This is a genomic window from Maribacter sp. ACAM166, from assembly GCF_005771495.1.
GTDB lineage: Bacteria > Bacteroidota > Bacteroidia > Flavobacteriales > Flavobacteriaceae > Maribacter.
Genome location: NZ_VAUW01000026.1, coordinates 15,205 through 35,935, shown reverse-complemented (window position 1 = coordinate 35,935; position 20,731 = coordinate 15,205). Strand labels below are relative to the sequence as shown.

The window sequence follows — 20,731 nt, the reverse complement described above, 5'->3', positions numbered from 1 at the left end:
AGGCGTGCAAAGATACTTGAATTTTCAATAGCTACGCCTAAACTTAAGATATTTTTATCTTATTGATTTTGAGACAGTTTACACAACTGAAAACTACTTTTTTATACTACCAATCACCCAGCCAAGTCTGGCATCTATTAAAATGCCAGGATTTGTATCAAATTCATTGACAAAAACACCTGGACCAAAAGAAATACCCCAATAAAAACCTTTGGGTCTGGTACGTTGAATACCATAAATAACAGCTAGACTGTAAAAGTACTCTGATATGTATTCCAAATCCCCGATAATAGGTTGACCGAATTGAAATTGATTTAAAAGACCAAGATAATTTCCGGAGTTTCCAGAAATATTTTTACCTTTTCCTAAACGCCTATTCATATTAGTAAAGTATCTAAATTCTGCGCCAACACCAGGATAAAGCCCAAAATCAGTTTCCCTATCTGAGCCTCCATTAAGGGCAAAGATTAAAAATCCTTCAAAATTTAAGGAAGTTTTAGAACCAACTCCCAATTCGTAGGACACACCTGGAGCTAAGGCATTAATTTTAAAAAGTCTGTCTTCTACTTGATTAGTTGACTGTGCAGTAATGTAAAAAGAAGAAAAATAGGATAGTGGCAAAGAATATAGTTTTTCTCATTTAATAGATTGGTTTTATATAAGGTATACAGATATAAAAAATTAGACCACATCAATCAAAAACAGGCTTTCTAGGTTTTCGTTTTGTACCAACCCAACCAAAGGTAAAACCGATAAGGGGTCCATACCCGTCTGGTATGCCATCACCTTTGTAATATCCGGCGCCTAGTTCCGCATTAAAATTAAAACCTTGCGGATACGTTCTTTGAATTCCATAGACCATTCCATAAAAGCCTACATTAAAGTCATCTGGACCCAAAACATTAGTGGTCAATCTAGCTTGCGAAAAGAATATAGCTTGGGCTGCTGCAATATAATTACCAGAATTACCACTTACATTTTTATCCCTGTCAATCCTTCTTTGAAAATTATGATAATACCGATAGCGATTGTTCAACGCCAAACCAAAAACATAACCAGGTTCGTAAGTCGCCATCCCAAGACCAAGTGCAGTAGATACACTTTGATTTCTAAACAATCCGAATTCATAACTAATGCCCGGACTAAACAAATCAAATTTGAATTGATGCTTTTCTAGGTTTACGATACCAAAACCTTTCTCGGTCACACCCCTAATTTGAGATTGAACGAACTGTACCATAAAAAATAGAAGTATCAAGATGCTTTTTTTCATTTGGTCAGATTGTAGCTGAATTTAAAACTAATAGTTTTAATAAAACAAACCGCTTGATTTAATGAAACTTTATGATGTTAAAATAATGAGCTTTAACCATTTGACGTTACCAGAATAGATACTTATTTTATGTGATAGGCTACAAATCTCAAACCCTTGATTAACTTTGCTCTATTAAGTATATCTAAATTCGACCGTATTCGCTTTGAATCAAATTATCGCCCGACGCACCATCGTTTTTCATTGATAATCCAACCAATGCTTAAGTTTGCAACAGGGTATATTGCTTCTTCAAATTGACCTAAATAATAGGCGGCACCTACATCAACAGAAAAATTAAATCCAGAATCGTAACTACGCTGAAGTCCCGTAACCAAACCTGCATACCCAAAGACGCCTTTAACTATTTCATTAGCGATTGTACGCGTGCCTGGAAAAAAAACTGCAGCTGCAGGAGCTATATAATTAGCCGAATTGCCATAAATCTGTCTTCTATTTCGTTGACGGTTTTCAAAATTGTAGTAATAGCGGTATTGGCCGGCAATTGCAGGGAAAAAACCAACTTCCTCATACACATCAGGCAATACTGGATCTAAGGCTACTTGCAAACCGGCTTTGATATCAAACGTGGTGTTCGTTCCTAAGGCCATTTCATATTCAAACCCAGGATTTATTAAGTTGATTTTCACCTGTCTCAATTCACAATTTTTACCAAATTGAGCATTACCCTGGGAAACAATCAACAATAGGAGTAACAACGGTAAGTTGAGATTTAAGTACATTCTTTGATTTGGGTTTTGGACAATCGTATCCTTATACAACAGAAAGTTGCTGAAAATAGTATCTTTGAACCAAAAATATTCACCGCATGAACTTATCTCTAATACCTCAAATAAAGCATACAGACAGCAACAATTTCTTTCTACTCTCAGGCCCATGCGCCATTGAAGGAGAAGATATGGCCCTACGAATTGCAGAGCATATTGTTACCATAACAGATGATCTTAAAATACCTTATGTTTTTAAGGGGAGTTTCAAAAAAGCCAACCGCAGTCGGTTAGATTCTTTCACTGGTATTGGAGATGAAAAAGCATTGAAAATTCTCCGGAAGGTATCCGAGACTTTTAATATCCCTACAGTTACGGATATTCACACGGAACAAGATGCTGTAATGGCCGCTGAATATGTTGATGTACTTCAAATTCCGGCGTTCTTGGCTCGCCAAACTGATTTGATAGTTGCTGCTGCAGAAACCGGGAAAACCGTCAATATTAAAAAAGGACAATTTATGAGTCCCGAAAGCATGAAACATGCGGTCAATAAAGTTACAGAAACTGGAAATGAACAAGCAATGATTACTGATCGTGGTACCATGTTCGGTTATCAAGATATGATTGTTGATTTTAGAGGTGTCCCCACCATGAAACAATATGCTCCGGTAGTTTTAGATGTAACCCATTCTTTACAACAACCCAATCAGTCTTCTGGTGTAACAGGAGGCAGACCTGCATTAATTGGTACTATGGCTCGCGCCGGAATCGCTGCAGGTGTTGACGGTTTGTTTATTGAAACCCATTTCGATTGTGCAAATGCAAAAAGTGATGGCGCCAATATGCTTGACTTAGTCTTATTGAAAAAACTATTGACCGACTTGGTGGCACTTAGAACTGTGGTCAATCAATTTTAATCTAGGTCTTTCCGTTTGTAAAATCCATTTTTACGAACGGAATATGCATCTTGCAATACGTCGGTTAAAATTTGATTATCAACCTCCTCCAAGGTGGAATAACGTAATGAACATACTACTTTTCGATTTTCAGAAATGAGTACCTTCAAATGTTTCGTAAGATGTACTGAATTCCAAAAAGCGATATCGACATATTGGTTTTTTCGGGAGACGTTCAAGTAACAAATTGGCGATTTACCAATGTAAAAACAAGGTAGGCCCCATTTATACTTTAGCTCTACCTCTGGCAGCGTAAGCTCAATCATCATTTGCAAATGCAACACGATACTCCTATACGGTTCAGATTGATTTAAAATATAATTTTCTGCCGGGTTCATAAATAAAAGAGGATTGAATACATTACCATTAGTCCCTAATGGGGTACTTCGAACGATTTCAAATATATAATTTTACATTTTTAAAACACTTTAATGTTCAAAAAAATACTGTGTACATTTAGTTTTACTCTATTTTTATTTTTCAACCTCCAAAGTTTAGCACAAGATATTGAAGAAGAGGATTGGATGGTTAAGAATAGTAAAAGCTTGTCTGAATTATGGGAATTAGGAGATGAATATCATAGGGGCACCTTTTTAATTACCTCGTACAAGCCCATTTATCTGAACGTCGCAAAATATTCAACAAATCCTAACGAATTTCCAAAAGCTGAAAATTCAAATAAAACTTTGGATACCCCAGTAAGCCTAAATGATGTAGAAGCAAAATTTCAGCTCAGTCTTAAAACAAAAATATTTCACAATATGTTAGATGGACATATGGATTTATGGGTGGGCTATTCCCAAACGGCCTATTGGCAAATTTATAACACAGAGCGCTCAAGACCTTTTAGGGAATTAAACTACCAGCCAGAAATAATAGCCAATTTCCCGATCAAATTCCCGTTTCTTGGGTTTCAAATCAAAATGATCGGTGTTGCGTTAATTCATGAATCCAACGGTCAATCTGACCCAATATCAAGAAGCTGGAACCGTATTGCCTTTCATGCAGGGTTTGACCGTGGTAATTGGCAGGTAATGCTAAAACCATGGGTGCGGATAGGTAGTAAGATAGACGATAATGAAAATATTTCAGACTTTATAGGAAGAGGAGAAGCCAATGTTACCTATGATTGGAGAAGACAACGATTCAAAGTAATTGTCAGGCATTCATTAAACATCGGTGATCAAAATAGGGGAAGTCTACAATTGAACTGGTCGTTCCCCATTTTCGAAAATTTCAATGGCCATTTACAATTCTTTGATGGGTATGGAGAAACGCTTATTGATTATAACCATAGACAAACCACTTTTGGTATTGGGGTGTCTTTGATCAATTAACTGTTTTTTAATCTTAGATTCACAAAGCCTAACCATTAAAACAAGTTGATTTCCATATATTTGGGTAAACAACCTTAGTATGAAAAACCAACTATACCTTATTTGTTTTCTTTTAATCTCTGTGTTTGTTACTGCGCAAGAACATGAACATCAAAGTTCTCGAACCCTTTCTTTTCCAGATATTCCAGGATATAAAAGTTTAAAGACCGATTTACATATTCACACAGTTTTTTCTGATGGATATGTATGGCCCAACATTCGAGTGATGGAAGCACTACGTGACAATCTGGATGCCATCTCACTAACGGAGCATTTAGAGTATCAACCCCATCTAGCAGATATTCCCCACCCAGATAGAAATAGGTCTTACGAAATAGCAATGGCAGAAGCCAAGGAACATGACCTTTTAATTATTCATGGCTCTGAGATTACTAGAAGTGCTCCAATAGGGCACAACAATGCTGTTTTTATCAAAGATGCAAACCCGATTCTTCAAGATAAAGCTGAAGCGGCATTCTCAGAAGCCAAAAAGCAAGGAGCATTTGTATTTTGGAACCATCCAGCTTGGCACAATCAAGCCCCTAAAGGTAACCCGATATTGAGTGGTTTTCAAAAAGAACGCATAAAAAATAGGGAGTTACATGGTATCGAAGTGATTAATTCTGTCGATTACGCACAAGAGTCACTGGCCTTAGCTTTGGAACATAATTTGACGATTATGGGCACTAGTGATATTCACGGACTTATCGATTGGGATTATACTGTTAAAGGAAATCAGCGACCTATCACCTTGGTGTTTGCAAAAGAAAAAAGTATCGAAAGTATGCAAGAAGCACTTTTTGCAGGGAGAACAGTTGCCGTTTACAATGATTTAATGGTAGGTAAGGAAGAATTTCTAACACCACTCTTACAAGTTAGTATTGTGGTAAAAAAGGCAAGCTATATCAAAAACACCGAAGTACTTGAATTAGAACTTGAAAATGTAACTAGTAGTGATTTACTATTCCAAAACGAATCTGAATATTCATTTTATGATAGTTCTCCAGTTTTTGAAATTGGCGCTGGAGAAACAAAAAAAGTGTCATTAAAAACCTTGGCACACAAAGATGAAATCACCTTGAAATTAAAAGCTTTGGGTTGTTTTATAGCTCCGAAAGTGCAGCCTATTATACAATGGAATATTAAGACAGATTAATGTGCAACAACCATTATAGCAGAATTCCTTATCAAAATCAAGTAAAATCTTAGTGTAAAATTGTACTTGTCTTTTTTGGATATGCTGTTTTTTTGGTAATCATGTCCAAAAGAAATAAAAAGATGAAGATTATTCATTTTTTTATTTTCCAATTGTAAAAGTGCCTATTCCATGTTCAAATAGCTTCTTTTAAGCTCTTGATTCGTTACCGGCGCTGTTATCCAATTCAAATCTTTTATAAGAGCGTAAATTAATTAAGAAAATAAATTTGTCTCAACTGCTAATGTTGCTTCAATCATTTATTCTTTACCATCTACATAATCTTGAAGATAGGCATAACGCTCGGTCAATATTCCATTTTGGGTCATACGCGCACGATGCAGCACACCATCTTTATCACCATTGAAAAAGGCAGGGATTACATTTTTAATGAACGCCTCACCGAATCCTTCGCTGGCATCACGAGGAAGTTCGCAAGGGAGATTATCTACCGCCATCACAGCAATCGCATCTGTATTTTTGAAATCGGTTTCAGATGCTGATTTTGGATCATATCCATAAATAGGGTCTGCAATAGTTGAAGGCCTTATGGTAGTTGCCACAGGACCATCAATATCACAACTCACATCTGCTACTACCTTAATTTTAAAATCAGGATGCTTTGCATCCTCCCTTGTATAAAGATAGGGTGAACCTTGTCCATAAAAATGGCCTGCAATATAAAAATCAGTCACCTTGGCAAAGCGGAAGAAATTGGATTTATATTCTGCTGGGTTAGAAAAGAAACTCGCTTTATTCCCTCGAATACCATCCTCTCGCTTATTGTATTCCATTGCATCTATTTGACAATAGACCGGTTCCTCAAAAATTTCCTCAAGATATTCGGTAACATTCACCCTTCTCATACCCATACCATCAAGCATTTCTCTAGAACCATTACCTACTCTACCCCTACCAGTTAAAAGAACTTTTATATTTGGTAATCTTAGATTTTTTAGTAAAGTTATAAGCGCCTCTTGATCGGGTAAATCATTTGCTTTAGGCAATTTAAATAATCCATATTTGAGTCCGTATGCTCTAAATCCATTATAAGCACCCACAATACCCGCGTACCTACCAAAAGCGACCACTCGTTGTTCTTGCGTATTTGTAATCACTTCATGGTCATAGAGTTCGATGTTTTTCTCTAAAACTGCCAATAGCAAATCTCTATTATAAGGTTGCTTTTTTATCGTATGTGAAAAGAAAAAATACTTCTTGTTTGGAATTAGTGCTTCGATCGGAACTTCTTTTACACCCAGTAGCACATCACAATTTAGCATATCATCTGCGACTTTAAAACCTAATTGTTCATAGGTATCATCTGCATAAGCTCGAATAGGTGACGGTTCGACTATTATTTCTGCTTTCGGATATGTTTTAAAGACTTTTTGACAGGCCGTTGGCGATAATACTACCCTGCGATCTGGCGGGTTTTTACGTTCTCTAATGATTCCGAACTTCATAGGGTCTTTTGGTATAAATATTGCACTAAATTATATAAATAAAGGCACATCGACTTCGTTGCGAAGAAAAATTACAAGGGTTCATAAACTTTTGTTAGCTTTGCTGCTCGAATCAGGCATCTCAACTCAGTTTATATTGAATGAAGATGAAATGCCTGAAATGGAAACAAGTTTTTTTTTGCGTTAGGGATATAGGTAAGTACCATATACTGCTGCAAGCCCGACCTTTTTGTAAAAAAGGAAACGCCCAAAAAAAAATGTTCTTTGAAAAAAATCATGAGAGAATTGGATTAAGAGTGTTAGCCCATCGGCTACGCTCAGGGTTCAATTCGTTTACAATCGGTAAAGCGATTTAACTCATTGAAGGGGCCGACCGGTTTTTGACAACGAGACTAGTTGGAATGTAAGCATGCCGAGCGCTGAGAAACAGCTCGTTAATATCATTTTTCAAACTTTTAGTTGGCGAAAATAATTACGCTCTTGCCGCTTAATCCGAATTACAGTAGGATTTAGCCTCGTCCCTACCAGGTAGGGAAGCGAGATGTTCCTGAACAGCCCTTGTTGACGGCGATTCTTATAGGGGCACCAGAAAAGTCAACACAAGGGTACCCGCTCACTTTGGCGGTACCACTAAAACCTTAAGAAGATAAGTGTGTATTGGGCGGTTTCTGGTCAGGTACATGTCGAAAATTAATCAGACACTACGCATGTAGAAAGCATTTTAATTACTTGTTTGGACGAGGGTTCGAATCCCTCCGGCTCCACTAGAATGGTATCATTTTATACCAAAAACCCTGTAATCATTTGATTAACAGGGTTTTTCATTTTATATGGTTTCATATATACCCAAACAATACCATATAAAAAGTCACCAATTCGACACCTATTTATAAAATACAAAAGTGGTGTCGATTTCCTTGTAATTCACTCTTTTTTAGATAATTATGATTTTATATAATTTGTTTTATCTACCTTTAAGTAGTCATAATCGACACCTAAAATTAGATGAATTCATTTTCGATACTTTTTTACTTAAAGGACGAACGCCGAGACAAAAACGGAAAAGCTGGCTTATACCTAAGGATTACGGTAGATGGGAGGCGAACCTCTATAAGTCTGAACCGAAAAATAGACCCGTCCAAATGGGATTCCCGGATGAATAAATTAAAGGGAAAAGACAACGAAGCGGAAGAACTCAATAAATTTATGGCGACCATTCGTCATAAACTAAATAAGATTCAACACCATCTTGTTGAAGATGGCGAGCCTTTTACGGTCCATGATGTTAAAGAAAAATATCTTGGAAAGGATAAAAAATATAAAATGCTGATTCAGCTCTTTGACGAGCATAACCAACAAATGGAAAAATTGGTGGGGATTGAATTTGCCCTTGGCACATGGAAACGCTATTTCACGACCAAGAGCCATGTCGCAGAATATGTTAAATCTGAATATAGGCGAACTGACATTCCTGTAAAGGACATTGATTTAAAATTCATCAAAGGCTTTGAGTATTTTTTGAAAGTAACAAAGACCTGCAATCATAATTCCGCTCTAAAGTACGTCAACAATTTTAAAAAGATAGTCCGTATTGCCGTTGCCAATGATTGGCTTGCTAAAGACCCCTTTTACAATTACAAAGTACAATTTAAGACCGTAGAGCGCGAATTTCTTTCCAAAGAAGAATTACAACGACTTATAGACAAAGAGATTGAGAGCGAGCGTTTAGGCATTGTCAGAGATATGTTTGTGCTCTGTTGTTTTACAGGCTTGGCCTATGTGGATGTGCAAAGTTTAAAGCCTGAAGAAATTTACCAAAATGAGGATGGTAGTTTTTATATTAAATCTAAACGTACCAAAACAGACACAGGTTTCACCATTCCACTTTTACCTACTGCCATAGCAGTTATAGAAAAATATAAGAACCACCCTAAAGTTGTCAATAAAGATTGTGCGATTCCTGTATTGAGCAATCAGAAGTCGAACGCCTACCTTAAAGAAATTGCCGACCGCTGCGATATTAAAAAGAACCTCACCACGCACCTAGCCCGTCATACTTTTGCCACCACTGTTACCCTGACCAATGGCGTACCTATTGAAACGGTGGGGAAAATGTTAGGTCATAAAAATTTACGGACTACCCAGCACTATGCGAAAATTATTGACTCAAAGGTGGAGGAAGATATGGCTATACTTAAGGACAAACTCGCCAATCAACATATAGCAAAAGCCTTCGAAAAGCAATAAAATAAATTGCTCTGTTTTGATAGCTTAAATTTACAATTTCCTTTTATCCTGAAAGATTTGCGCTAAAAAAGGGCTTCACAGGGTTTTTTTAAAAAAGTTTAGCGGTAAATTCCTCATTTTTCAATTTACTGATTTTTAAGCACTCAATGCCATACGATTGTTTCATTGTATTGAGTTTTGTCGCAAATTTCTACCTGTTTATAGGAGCTCGCAGCCGATTTGTCGCAAAATTGAAATACTCTAAATTCAAATAAGAGTGTAAAAGTCTAAAAAACAAATGGTTATAAAATGTAACATCGCTTTAGCGTGTTACCCTCTTGCTATACATTTCTCCTTCGCAAAAGCTCTCTTCAAAATACAAACACGCTGTACCTTTGGTTCACATCAAAATCAAACAATAGACCTTAAAACTCTTTTATTTTTTATATCCAGAGCGTTATCCCTTTTTCGATAACTCAGATACAAACAATTGACAATAACCCCTTTTGGTTTGTAGGTCAATTAATCCTTTTACTTCCCATAGTGCCTTCACGCCTCCCTTTTTCGATAGCTATTACTTGTACTGATTTAGGCTTAGTAAGGGTTTATAAAAAGAGCGCAGCCTGGTTATGCAATCCGTCTAAGAATAAATCGGTTTTCTTTGGTATTGGAAAAGGGAGGGATACATATTGGGGTACTTAAGTTGATAGCTGTTGAAAATAAAAAGATTAACCAATAACTATACAGGTATAAATAGCAGATTGTAAAGCGAACTTCATTCATTTTAGTTGCCTTAAAATGGATGGTGTTCAATACCTTTTCAAACGATACACTTTGACCAGAATGCAATGGAGGGCAATGGTTGGAATTTACTTATTTGATTTAATTCGCAGTTACCTAATTGAGAATCAAATTCTACTTAAATGAAAACAAAATACTTGAATCTATGCACATCTCTTCTGCTATGTATAGAAAATTTATTTTTCTATACATTATGGTTTTATCTTTCTGAATGGATGTCAAAAACAAGTTAATAGCACGTAACGATATAGTAGTTTTTATACTTAAACGCATATAATTATACTATTTTTAGCTATATTATACGTAAAACCATATAATTTAGTATATTTACTTATAATTATATTTAAAAACATATAATGAGTACTTTGTCTGAATTTGTAAAAGCACGCCGGAAAGAGGTAAATCTCACACAACGGGAATTTGCGGAACGTACAGGTGTAGCCCTTACAGTAGTTCGAAAAATAGAACAAGGAAAAACAAACTTGAATATGGATAAGGTCAATCTCATACTCAGTATGTTCGGGCATACGCTTGCTGCTATTCCAAGTGTAACATTAGAACGTGATAAAAATGATGCTCCATGAGGAGCGCTACCATATTATACGGCAATAATAAAGCCGGTGAACTTATAGAAACCAATGACGGTGACTACATATTTCAATATGATACAGATTACATCATTAACCATCCAGAACAGTTCCTTACGTTTTCTATGCCAGTTCGAACAGCACCTTATATAGATAAAAGACTTTTTCCTTTTTTTGAAGGATTAATTCCCGAAGGTTGGTTGTTGAACATAGCCACCAAAAACTGGAAGATAAACCCAAATGACCGAATGGGGCTTTTACTTGCCTGTTGTCAAAATTGTATAGGAGCTGTAAGTGTACACCCCATAAAAGAAAATCATGAAGCATAAATGCCTATACTGCTACGAGTATATAAACAGGCAAGCAGAATTTCACGAAAGCTGTAGTTTATCTTTTTTTGGAAGTAAAGAACCACCAAAATTGGAATACACCTTAGATCAGATGTCAGAATTGGCAAAGGATGTCATTGACCGAAGTGTATCTGTACCAGGCGTACAGGCCAAGTTGTCTATGTCATTACTAAATAAGGTTATAGATGCAGATAATTTTAGATTAACCGTTGTTGGTGCCTTAGGAGGTAATTACATCTTTAAGCCACCTTCCTCCGAGTATCCCGAAATGCCACAAAATGAACATGTAACTATGCGCATTGCAGAAGCATTTGGAATACAGACCGTACCCTCTAGTTTGATTCGATTACAATCTGGCGAACTATCTTATATTACGAGACGCATAGACAGAACGGAAGATGATCAAAAAATTCACATGTTGGATATGTTTCAAATAACAGAGGCCTTTGACAAATACAAAAGTTCAATGGAAAAGGTAGGGAAAGGGTTACGAGACCATTCCGCAAATACACTATTGGATATGGTATTCTTTTTTGAATTAACCTTATTTAGTTTTTTAACAGGCAACAACGATATGCATCTTAAAAACTTCTCTATGATCAAATCCACTTCGGGATGGCTTTTAGCACCTGCATATGACCTACTCAACGTAGCCATTGCCAACCCTGACGACAAAGAAGAATTAGCACTTACCATCTCGGGGAAAAAAAGTAAGCTTCATCGGGAACATTTTGAAAATTTTGGTAAAGGATTGGGGCTTACCGAGAAACAAATTTCAAGTGTATTCAATCGTTTTTATAAGAAAAGAGGGAATGCTATAAAATGGACTAACAATTCCTTTTTATCCCAAACAATGAAACAGAAGTATATTGATTTAGTTACTAATCGATATGATAGAATTTATAATATCTAACGTACTAAGACAACCTATTTTTGACCCTACAAACTATAAAGTCACCTATTCGGTGCGCATAAAATTCAGAACCTCTGCAAGCCTTTATAAATAGGCAATTACATCGGTGAGTTCTAGACCCTCCGGCTCCACGATTAAGTGCAAAAGCCACACCTACCGGTGTGGCTTTTTTGTTTTATGGAGTAATGGAGCTTAATCAAATTTCAGAATAAAATCACAAAACCCTCGGGCAATGCGGGGCTTTGCATTTACAGGATGGAAGTTTTTAAGAACACCGAAGGTAATCCTCCAGCTCCACGATAAAAGCTAACATACCAAATCGCCTCTGTACTAAAAAGGTCTACAAGACCTTTCTTTTTCATTTGGCCGTCTCCGGCTCCACGAATAAACACAACTCGATTGCGCTTTAGTATATAAAAAACTGAGAATTTTACATGGTCAGACTTTTGCAGTTACAAAACTAAACTTTCATAGAAAAACTTAATTCTTAGGTCCTACAATACAAGAAAAATACGCCACTTGGTGTAGTTCTTCAACACATTAAATTTCTAATTAAACTCCTTTATTTGGTGGCCCAAGGGTATGATTTTAAAATATTCATTATATCAAATAATCATATCTCATCTAAACTATAGCGTTTGTGTATCGGTCATTATACTTTCAAATAAATTGGTAAGGTTAGACTCTAACAATGGTTTTGATATAAAATCATTGACGATACCGTAACTCTTTCCCTTGTCGATTTCCTTTAAACCAAAGCAAGAACTGACTACAAAAATATGAGGCATAGTGGTTAAAGGTAATTTAACAAATTCATCTAAGAATTCCCATCCATTCATTACCGGCATATTTAAATCTAATAAAATAATATCTGGTAAACTTTTTCCAGTTTTTGCTAACGCCGAAAGGTTAACCAATGCCTCATAACCATCTTCGTACACCAAGATATTGGAACCAAAATAATTATTATGATTAAGTAAAATCTTTGTTCCATATACACAGATAGAATCATCATCAATTATGCAAACAGTTTTGATTTTCATAGTAGTTTCTAATTTCAACTATCTTCTATTTCTCTATTAGTAAATAGAAATGTAGTATATTTCTTACTTTTAATAAATAAAATCAAAATTCCCCAATTAAAAAAATATTTTTTGTTAAAAAACATTACGAATCCAATTAAAAAGTCCCAATTACCTATAAATTGAAAAATTTATTAATTCACATCTAAAAGTTACGACAAGTTAATCGTTTTGACCTACTGCTTACTTTTTTATCCATGTATTAACATTTACATTATACACATCTGCCATGAAGGTAATTTTAATTTCCTCTTTCAACTATTCTGCTTTACATCCAAAGACAATAAACGGAACGCTATAGTTAATATAGTTACAACCTAAATCTTTAAATACTAAACTGTGGAGTTTACAAACTACCCGCTGTACATTTTGATTAAATAATACAAGTCTAAAGGAGTGATTTATTTCCAATTTTTCTTTGGAAATAAAATATATCAAAAACCTTCAATCACTAAATCGGTTCTTGAGACCTGCCTGTTCAGTAGGCGAGTGGGGCATTTTTTTTACATCATATTTTAAAAAAATATCTCGGATTGATACTCATTTTAGAGAAGCTATTCAAAATACATAACGGATATAAACTATTATGGGTTATACCAATACCACTAATATTAACAATTACGTCAAAAAAATACGGCAAGAAATATAATTTCTTGCCGCATTCATCTATGCTAAAACGTTATTTAATATCCTGGGTTCTGAACTAAGAATCCATTTATATCAGAAGCCCCATCAACTGCACTTTGTGGAATTGGGAATAATCTGTGGTTTACATCGGTATCCGTTTTCTCTGTCCAACTATCTTCATATTTACCAAATCGTATTTGATAATTACGTCTAAAACCTTCCCAATACAACTCAAAGCCAGTTTCACGGAACAAGATATCAAGATCTATACTAGTCAATGCATCTGGAGTTTGTTCTGGGCGCGCCGTTCTCGAAGCTCTTAATGCATTTACATCTGCTAATGCACCATCTATGTCGCCATTTCTCAATTTAGCCTCAGCACGCATTAAATAAATCTCACCTAATCGAATCAACACTAAATCAACATCGCTGTAAGAGCAGCAATTGGTAGCGGCATGACTAAACTGATATTTCGAAAATCGGTGTCCCGCATTATGTAAGCTTCCCTCTGCTGAAAAATCAACTTTAAGGGAGTGATCAACATAACGTATGTCTGCACCACTAGTTATTCTATTGATGACAGGATATATTCTTACCGTACCATCATCACAAGCCAAGATATTACCACTTTCATCTTTTCTAGGTCCCCATATAATATTACGCAGAACACCTCTATCAACTTCAAACTCTTCGGCCTCTATACAATAATAATGCTCTGAATCGTTCGTTGGATTTACACCTGTAAGGTCCTTCAAATCATCTGGTATAACCGTGTTCTCTTGAAAGAAGCGAGAATCGGCATCTGCTGGATCAACTTCTCCATATGCATCAACCCAAGTCTGATAAAAATCAGGCGTGGCCGAAACAGCATCTGTACCCCTAGAACTTGGCACCTCTGGTCGTGGAACTTGATCACCAGACATTGACCAATATGCCCATCGGCTATGGTCAGTTTGCAATACACCTCTTTGGTCTAAGGCAAAAATCAGCTCAGAGTTATCATGATTATCGTCATTAAATAATTCAAAATACTCTTCAGACAAAGAATAAGGTCCAGAAATAATATTATTGGTATATTGAATCACCTTATCCATATCCTCTTTTTGAAAAGCAGGCGAGCCATAAGGATCACGATAAACAGCAGCATTCAAATATAAACGAGCCAATAAAGCACTTACTGAATTTTTGTTCAAACGGCCAGGATTATTATCTTCTGAAATACCATCTACAACAGATAGAAGTTCACTTTCAATATAAGTTATAGCTTTTTGCCCCCTAAGAATTTCAGAAATCTGATCTGAACTTTCCTTTTTGAAAACAACACCCCAGTTATCAAGTGCCATTAAGTTTAGGTAGGCTTTCATAGCTACCATTTCATAAATTGCCTTCTGTGCATTTGCATTCCCCATTTCAGCTTCAGCATTTAACCTTTCGATGGCAACTACTGCTCTTGATAAGGTTAAGGTAACATTGTTCCAAGTATCTGTTACTAGACCATTACTTGGAGTCATTAAATGTTGATGTACAGCTATAAACTTTCCGCCATCGTACCAATCGGTACCTCCACGATACGGAAGTATGGCCTCATCCGAGGCAACTTCTTGAAGTCCGAAATTAACAGTATGATACCATACTGCACGTAGATTTCCATATACCGGAGCCAAAGACCCACTAACCACTTCTGCCTCACCAGTACCGGTCAAAGACTCATCAAGTATTTCTTCCTCTAAATCTGTACAACTTAAAAATGTTAGTAGGAATACGACCAAAGGAAGTATTTCATTAAATTTTATATTTTTCATATTATTTTATTATGATGCTTATTTTTTAAAGAATCTCTTGTTACTTAAAAGGTTAAGTTAAGGCCTACTAAAAACGTTCTTGCTTTTGGGTAGGTGTAGTAATCCACTCCAAATGTTTGAATTCCGCCAGAAGTTGAACCAGAATTAACTTCTGGGTCAAATCCTGAATAATCTGTTATGGTAAATAAATTTTGACCTGTTACTGAAAAACGAATATTTTGAAACGCATCAGCTAAACCTATTTTATCTGAACTTAAGGTGTAGGCTAATGTTGCATTATTCAATCTTACGAATGAGCCATCTTCTAAATAACGTGTAGAAATCGTATTAGAATTACTTGTAGACTCGTTAGGGTACTGAACTGCAAAATCTGTTGTGTTTACAGATCTTGATATTTGTGCCTTAGTGAAAAGTGACATTTTAGTGTGATTGTATACTTTATTACCTGCTACACCATTAAAGTTTAATCCTAAATCAAAAGCCTTGTATTTGACATTAAAATAATACGCGTAAATGAATTTAGGAATTGCACTACCAACAACACTTCGGTCATTCTCTAAAATTTCACCATCTCCATTGATGTCCCTAAACACATTAAGACCATCGCCACCTATACCATCAAATTGAAACATATAGAATGAACCGATAGATTCATTATTAATATAACCGTTAATAGTTGCACCGGTTTGACCGGAACCCTGAGCAGAACCTGTAGTCAATACTGAATACGGAGAATCTTTAACCTTATTTTGAATATAGGTTATATTACCACCAATATTATAAGAGAACTCTTTTGTTGCGTCGCTATTGTAATCTAGCGCTAATTCAATACCGCTATTTTTAATTTTCATACCATCGATATTATCCCAGTATGTAGAAGTTGGTTCAACAGGATCAGAAGTAACAACCTCTAATAATATATTAGAAGACTCCTTATTGAAATAGTCTAAAGTACCCGATAATCGGTAATCGAAAAGTGCAAAATCAATACCAACACTTACTTGCGTAGAAACCTCCCATTGAAGCTCTGGATTTGCCAAACGTGTATACACAATACCATAAGGATAGCCATCTATCGAGGTGGAATTAGTATCTATAGGATATGTGTTTAAACTTTGGCTACCGGTAATTAGTCGATTCTCAGAATAACTTGCCTGTGTAATCTTAGAGGGAATCTCTTGGTTACCCGTTTGACCCCAGCTTGAACGTAATTTTAAGTTGTTGAAAATTGAATTTTCCATGAATTTTTCGTTGCTAATATTCCATCCTAAAGCAACTGAAGGGAAATAACCATATTTTCTGTTATCCCCAAACTTTGAAGACCCATCTGCACGAAGCGTTGCTGTTAACAAATATTTACTGTCATAAGAATAATTTACCCTCCCAAAATAAGATTGTAATTCGTTCTTAAATGCAGACGAGCTAACTGAAGTAGGATATTTGTCTGAACTAGACTGGTCTTGATACTTTGGCTCAACATTGTTATCTGCAAAACCTCTGTATGAAAATTGTCTGGTCTCATCCAAAAACTTTTGGTAAGAATGTCCAGCCAATAAAACAAGATTGTGAACACGGCTATTCCAATTATACGTAAGTGTATTCTCCGTAAGTTGATTGGTATTCGTACTCAAAGTAGTAACGACATCACCATTAGAAATATCAGACTCGTTTATAACCGAAGTATAGGGTTTGTACTGTCGGTCTCTATTTGTACTTGAATAATCAACACCAAAATTTAACTTATAGGTTAGTCCTTTTACAATTTCTATTGAAGGAGAAATACTAGCTAAAATGCGGTTGTTTACAGCCTCATCGCTATAAATATTATACCTAGTAATAGGATTTAAAGCATTTGTATTCAACAATGTGGGCTCACCATTCGTATACGTTGGTATTGTAGGGTTTAAACCAAGCATATCGCTAATTATAGAATTAATAGCTGGGCGTAAGTTTTCGGTATGCGTAGCCGTTAGGTTGTAATCAATATTTACCTTACCGTTAAACGCCTTTTGATTAATATTTAATTTACCTGAATAACGCGTTAGGTTACTATTCTTTAAAATACCTTCTTGATCTTGATAGCCCACCGATGCGAAGTATGCGGATTTATCACTTTCAGCACCACTCATAGAAAAGTTAAGGTTCTTAGAGATGCCAGTTTGTGATAATTCATCTTGCCAATCGGTATTACCTCCATAATCTTCTAATGAACCACCACTAGCAACTACTTGGGCACGAAATTCATCGGCGTTAAAAACGTCTATAGTATTAGACATAGAGGATGCTGCGGTAGAAAGGGATAGGCTCATTTCTGTTTTCCCCACTCGTCCTCTTTTGGTCGTTATAACTACAACACCGTTAGATGCCCTGGATCCGTAAACCGCCGTTGCACTGGCATCTTTCAACACATCAATACTTGCAATATCGTTAGGGTTAAGAAAGTTAAGTGGATTTGAAGCAAAACCTGTAGATGAATTATCCAATAAAAAACCATCTACAACATAAAGCGGTTGTGTACCCGATCGCAAACTACCAATACCTCTAATTATTACATTTTGTGAAGCACCAGGTTCCCCACTATTTGAGGTGATGTTAACACCTGCCATTTTACCCTGTAAAAGCTCACCTGGGTTTGTAACTACACCCTGATTGAAATCTTCACTTTTTACAGAAGAAATTGAGCCCGTAATATCGGATCTTCTTTGGGTACCATACCCCACAACAACCACGTCATCTAATTGAGTGGCATCTTCTTTTAATTGTACGTTAATGGTAGTTTGATCATTAACAGGCACTTCTAATGTTGAATACCCTAAATAAGATATAATCAACACATCGTTGCCACTGACGCTAACTACATAATTACCGTCAAAATCTGTTGTGGAACCAGTACGGGTTCCTTTAATTTGAACAGTCGAACCTGGTAAGGGTTGCCCGAACTCATCTGTTACCACTCCTGAAATAGTGTCTTGCGCCCATACCATGGAAGCAAAGCCAAATAAACAGAAATGCATTAAAAATTTTAGTTTTTTCATACAGTTTGGTTTAATAAAAATTGATAAAATAATTAGGTGAAAATTCAACTAGTTTAAATGCTCCCTAAATTCTTAGGTCTCATTTTCAAGTTGCAAAAGTAGATGTAGAGATGCTACTTACTGTTAACTTAAAATCACCCTTACATTAGGAAATTATATGCTAAGACTACCTGTATTATAAAACTGTTAAATAAAAAACTTAGGCTTTTTTTAACCATAAACTAATAGGGGAAATGAATACATTTCCCCTATTAGTTAGCATTTGAATTTTTGTAGATTTCGATTGTAAGACTATTGCTTCTAAAGCCCCAATACCTTCATTATCTTATGAAAAACTTTGTTGTTTTCATAAACCCCTTGAAACTCATGAGACATTGGGCCGTATGCGAAAATTGGCACCATAATACCGGTATGGTCGCCTGTAGTGAAATCGGCTTCAATCTCATGTTTGGCTAAATTGCCTTGTGGCAGTGTTAATCCGCCAGTTTCATGATCTGCTGTAACAATAACTAATGTGTTTTTATCGGCATCGGCAAATTTTAAGGCCTCGGTTATTGCCTTATCAAACGAAATACTTTCAGTAATGATTCCGCTTATATTATTAGTATGCCCATAACTATCAATTCTAGCACCTTCGGCCATTAAGAAAAAAGGCTTCTTCTTTTTGTTTAGAAAAGCTATTCCGTTCTTAGTAACTGATGCTAATTTTTCAACATGAACTGCTAATGATTCTCCTTCATCATAAATTAGCCACGAACCTACCTTATCATCAGAGCTCTTACCGATTGCATCTATATCGGTCATCATTGTAAAGCCTGCATCTTCAATTCCTTCTACCTCAGTACTTTTTTTAGCAATAAACAATTTTAACTGATTTTTATTGAAATCTGCGGCAATACCCGCTACCATACCACGATCTGCGCGATGTGCATAAAACGAAGAAGGTGTAGCGCCCGTTATTTCATCTGTAGAAATAACCCCGGCATTAAAGCCTTTTTCTGTAAGAATCTCTGCGAGATTTGGAATGGTCTCACCGTTAACATCTGTACCTATAGCTCTGTTATTTGTTATTTCTCCTGTGGATAATGCTGTACCTGCACCTGCTGAATCTGTTGTAAAATCATCTGCAGATTGTGTTTTTAGAAAGCCTACACTTTTTAATTGGGTTAAAGAGAGCTCCCCGTTATTTGCCAATGTAGCAGACGAAATCTGAGCAAGACCATTACCATCGCCAATTAATAAAATAACATTTTTAGGTTTCCGTTTTTTCTTATCCGATTCAAAAGTCGGATGATACACTTTTGAAAAAACAGTATTTTGAACCACCCTTTCTTCTATTGTATTTAGATACGAAACACATTCGTAGGGCATATCTGTATTAATGAAATCTACACCCATAGCTGCAAAAACTTTCCAAGCCGATTTAGAATCTGGCGTTGCCCAAAATCGAAATGGTTTTTTCAACTCATGTGCCTTAGCGATTACTTCGGTCACCTTTTTGTAATCTTTCGCAGTCATTCGTCCTTTGCCGTTCCATTCTGAAAAGTTTGTAAAACTCAAACTTACCATCCCGATTTTCTCTAGAATATGCTCGTCAGTAATTGGAACTAGACTCTGATAGTCAAATAAAATGAACTGCGGATAATTTACATATTCGGATGGGTTTGGCCTATTACCAGAAATCACGATAGAGATGTTTTGATTATCGATAATCATTGGGTATTCTTTCAAACTAACAACAATAGCATCGAGTGTAGTGTATGCATCAGACTTAACATCAATTAATAATTGTAATGATTTAGCATCAAATTGTCCTATCTCTAAAGTCCGCTTTAATGGCTCTAAGTACAACTGCTGTAATGTTCTATTCTCATCTGCTTCATTCAACTCATGCGCCACTAACAATTTACCATCCTGCAAAAAAACATCTACCTCGATTGATTCCACCTCAGCAGCGAAAGCTTTCCAAAAAGGAATATTCTGCATATAATCGTTATGAGAATGCACCTTATAGTCTTGGGCTATGCCAGTATACATACCTAACACAAACACGTAAATTGAAAGTAGTATTTTATATTTCATAAAAAACAAGGGTTTAAAAGGCCATTTACGGCATATAAAAGGTTTGCTATTTTTCAAACCTAAGCGTAATCTTACGCATTGCAAATTTTAAATCTAAAAATCACATTCGGTTTAAGTAAAGGTCAAGGAAAGATTAAGGAAAGATTAAGGAAAGATTAAGTTATTTAAATTTTGATGATATCTATCCTTG

Annotated in this window: 16 protein-coding genes and 1 other RNA gene; 8 read left to right on the top strand and 9 right to left on the bottom strand. The window is 35.9% G+C overall.

From position 1 onward, the window contains the following. Positions 1–93 precede the first annotated feature (93 nt). The 3 genes from ES765_RS15320 to ES765_RS15310 form a co-directional block, all read right to left on the bottom strand. Positions 94–621 (bottom strand): hypothetical protein, encoded by a 528-nt coding sequence (locus ES765_RS15320; RefSeq protein ID WP_138115186.1) that lies wholly within the window; start codon positions 619–621, stop codon positions 94–96. A gap of 70 nt (positions 622–691) precedes the next feature. Further along, on the bottom strand, positions 692–1,273 hold the full coding sequence (locus tag ES765_RS15315; RefSeq protein WP_138115185.1) for a hypothetical protein: 582 nt from the start codon (positions 1,271–1,273) through the stop codon (positions 692–694). A 215-nt stretch (positions 1,274–1,488) separates the two neighbouring features. After that, a complete protein-coding gene (locus ES765_RS15310) occupies positions 1,489–2,055 on the bottom strand; it encodes a hypothetical protein (RefSeq protein ID WP_138115184.1) in 567 nt (188 codons plus the stop codon). Positions 2,056–2,141: 86 nt separating this feature from the next. Between ES765_RS15310 and kdsA the strand changes: the two genes are divergently transcribed. After that, a complete protein-coding gene (gene kdsA, locus ES765_RS15305; RefSeq protein ID WP_138115183.1) occupies positions 2,142–2,960 on the top strand; it encodes a 3-deoxy-8-phosphooctulonate synthase in 819 nt (272 codons plus the stop codon). Here the strand turns inward: kdsA and ES765_RS15300 are convergent. Next, positions 2,957–3,337 (bottom strand): DUF1801 domain-containing protein, encoded by a 381-nt coding sequence (locus ES765_RS15300; protein ID WP_138115182.1) that lies wholly within the window; start codon positions 3,335–3,337, stop codon positions 2,957–2,959. The two genes, kdsA and ES765_RS15300, sit on opposite strands and share 4 nt — an antisense overlap. A gap of 93 nt (positions 3,338–3,430) precedes the next feature. Between ES765_RS15300 and ES765_RS15295 the strand changes: the two genes are divergently transcribed. Together ES765_RS15295 and ES765_RS15290 are read left to right on the top strand one after the other, a co-directional pair. Continuing rightward, complete coding sequence (locus ES765_RS15295; RefSeq protein ID WP_138115181.1) at positions 3,431–4,336, top strand: phospholipase A; 906 nt, start codon at positions 3,431–3,433, stop codon at positions 4,334–4,336. 79 nt (positions 4,337–4,415) lie between these two features. Beyond that, entirely contained in the window at positions 4,416–5,531 is a 1,116-nt protein-coding gene (locus ES765_RS15290) for an Sb-PDE family phosphodiesterase (RefSeq protein WP_138115180.1), read from the top strand. Positions 5,532–5,830: 299 nt separating this feature from the next. Here the strand turns inward: ES765_RS15290 and ES765_RS15285 are convergent, their stop codons facing one another. After that, complete coding sequence (locus ES765_RS15285; protein WP_138115179.1) at positions 5,831–7,036, bottom strand: NAD(P)-dependent oxidoreductase; 1,206 nt, start codon at positions 7,034–7,036, stop codon at positions 5,831–5,833. Between the two features lie 365 nt (positions 7,037–7,401). On the opposite strand from ES765_RS15285, the gene ssrA reads away from it, so the two are divergent. From ssrA to ES765_RS15260, 5 genes are all read left to right on the top strand, one after another. Further along, positions 7,402–7,803: a transfer-messenger RNA gene (gene ssrA / locus ES765_RS15280) on the top strand. 238 nt (positions 7,804–8,041) lie between these two features. After that, the gene (locus ES765_RS15275; protein ID WP_138115178.1) at positions 8,042–9,283 is read left to right on the top strand and encodes a site-specific integrase; all 1,242 of its coding nucleotides are present in this window, start codon (positions 8,042–8,044) and stop codon (positions 9,281–9,283) included. A gap of 1,136 nt (positions 9,284–10,419) precedes the next feature. After that, positions 10,420–10,647, top strand: coding sequence for a helix-turn-helix domain-containing protein (locus ES765_RS15270; RefSeq protein WP_138115177.1), 228 nt, complete (start codon positions 10,420–10,422; stop codon positions 10,645–10,647). Continuing rightward, positions 10,644–10,979 carry a HipA N-terminal domain-containing protein gene (locus ES765_RS15265; RefSeq protein ID WP_138115176.1) on the top strand — a complete coding sequence of 112 codons (336 nt, stop codon included), beginning with the start codon at positions 10,644–10,646 and terminating at the stop codon, positions 10,977–10,979. The genes ES765_RS15270 and ES765_RS15265 overlap by 4 nt, the downstream gene beginning before the upstream one ends. Beyond that, positions 10,969–11,913, top strand: coding sequence for a HipA domain-containing protein (locus tag ES765_RS15260; RefSeq protein WP_138115175.1), 945 nt, complete (start codon positions 10,969–10,971; stop codon positions 11,911–11,913). Before ES765_RS15265 ends, ES765_RS15260 begins: the two co-directional genes overlap by 11 nt. Positions 11,914–12,542: 629 nt before the next feature. Here the strand turns inward: ES765_RS15260 and ES765_RS15255 are convergent. The 4 genes from ES765_RS15255 to ES765_RS15240 all read right to left on the bottom strand — a co-directional run bounded on the left by ES765_RS15255 (position 12,543) and on the right by ES765_RS15240 (position 20,541). Next, on the bottom strand, positions 12,543–12,956 hold the full coding sequence (locus ES765_RS15255) for a two-component system response regulator (protein ID WP_138115174.1): 414 nt from the start codon (positions 12,954–12,956) through the stop codon (positions 12,543–12,545). Between the two features lie 722 nt (positions 12,957–13,678). Next, positions 13,679–15,424, bottom strand: a complete 1,746-nt coding sequence (locus ES765_RS15250) for a RagB/SusD family nutrient uptake outer membrane protein (RefSeq protein ID WP_138115173.1) — start codon at positions 15,422–15,424, stop codon at positions 13,679–13,681. A gap of 44 nt (positions 15,425–15,468) precedes the next feature. Beyond that, positions 15,469–18,459: a SusC/RagA family TonB-linked outer membrane protein gene (locus ES765_RS15245; RefSeq protein WP_138115172.1), complete on the bottom strand. Its 2,991-nt coding sequence runs from the start codon at positions 18,457–18,459 to the stop codon at positions 15,469–15,471. A 300-nt stretch (positions 18,460–18,759) separates the two neighbouring features. Further along, the gene (locus ES765_RS15240; protein WP_249356497.1) at positions 18,760–20,541 is read right to left on the bottom strand and encodes an alkaline phosphatase; all 1,782 of its coding nucleotides are present in this window, start codon (positions 20,539–20,541) and stop codon (positions 18,760–18,762) included. Between the last annotated feature and the right edge of the window lie 190 nt (positions 20,542–20,731).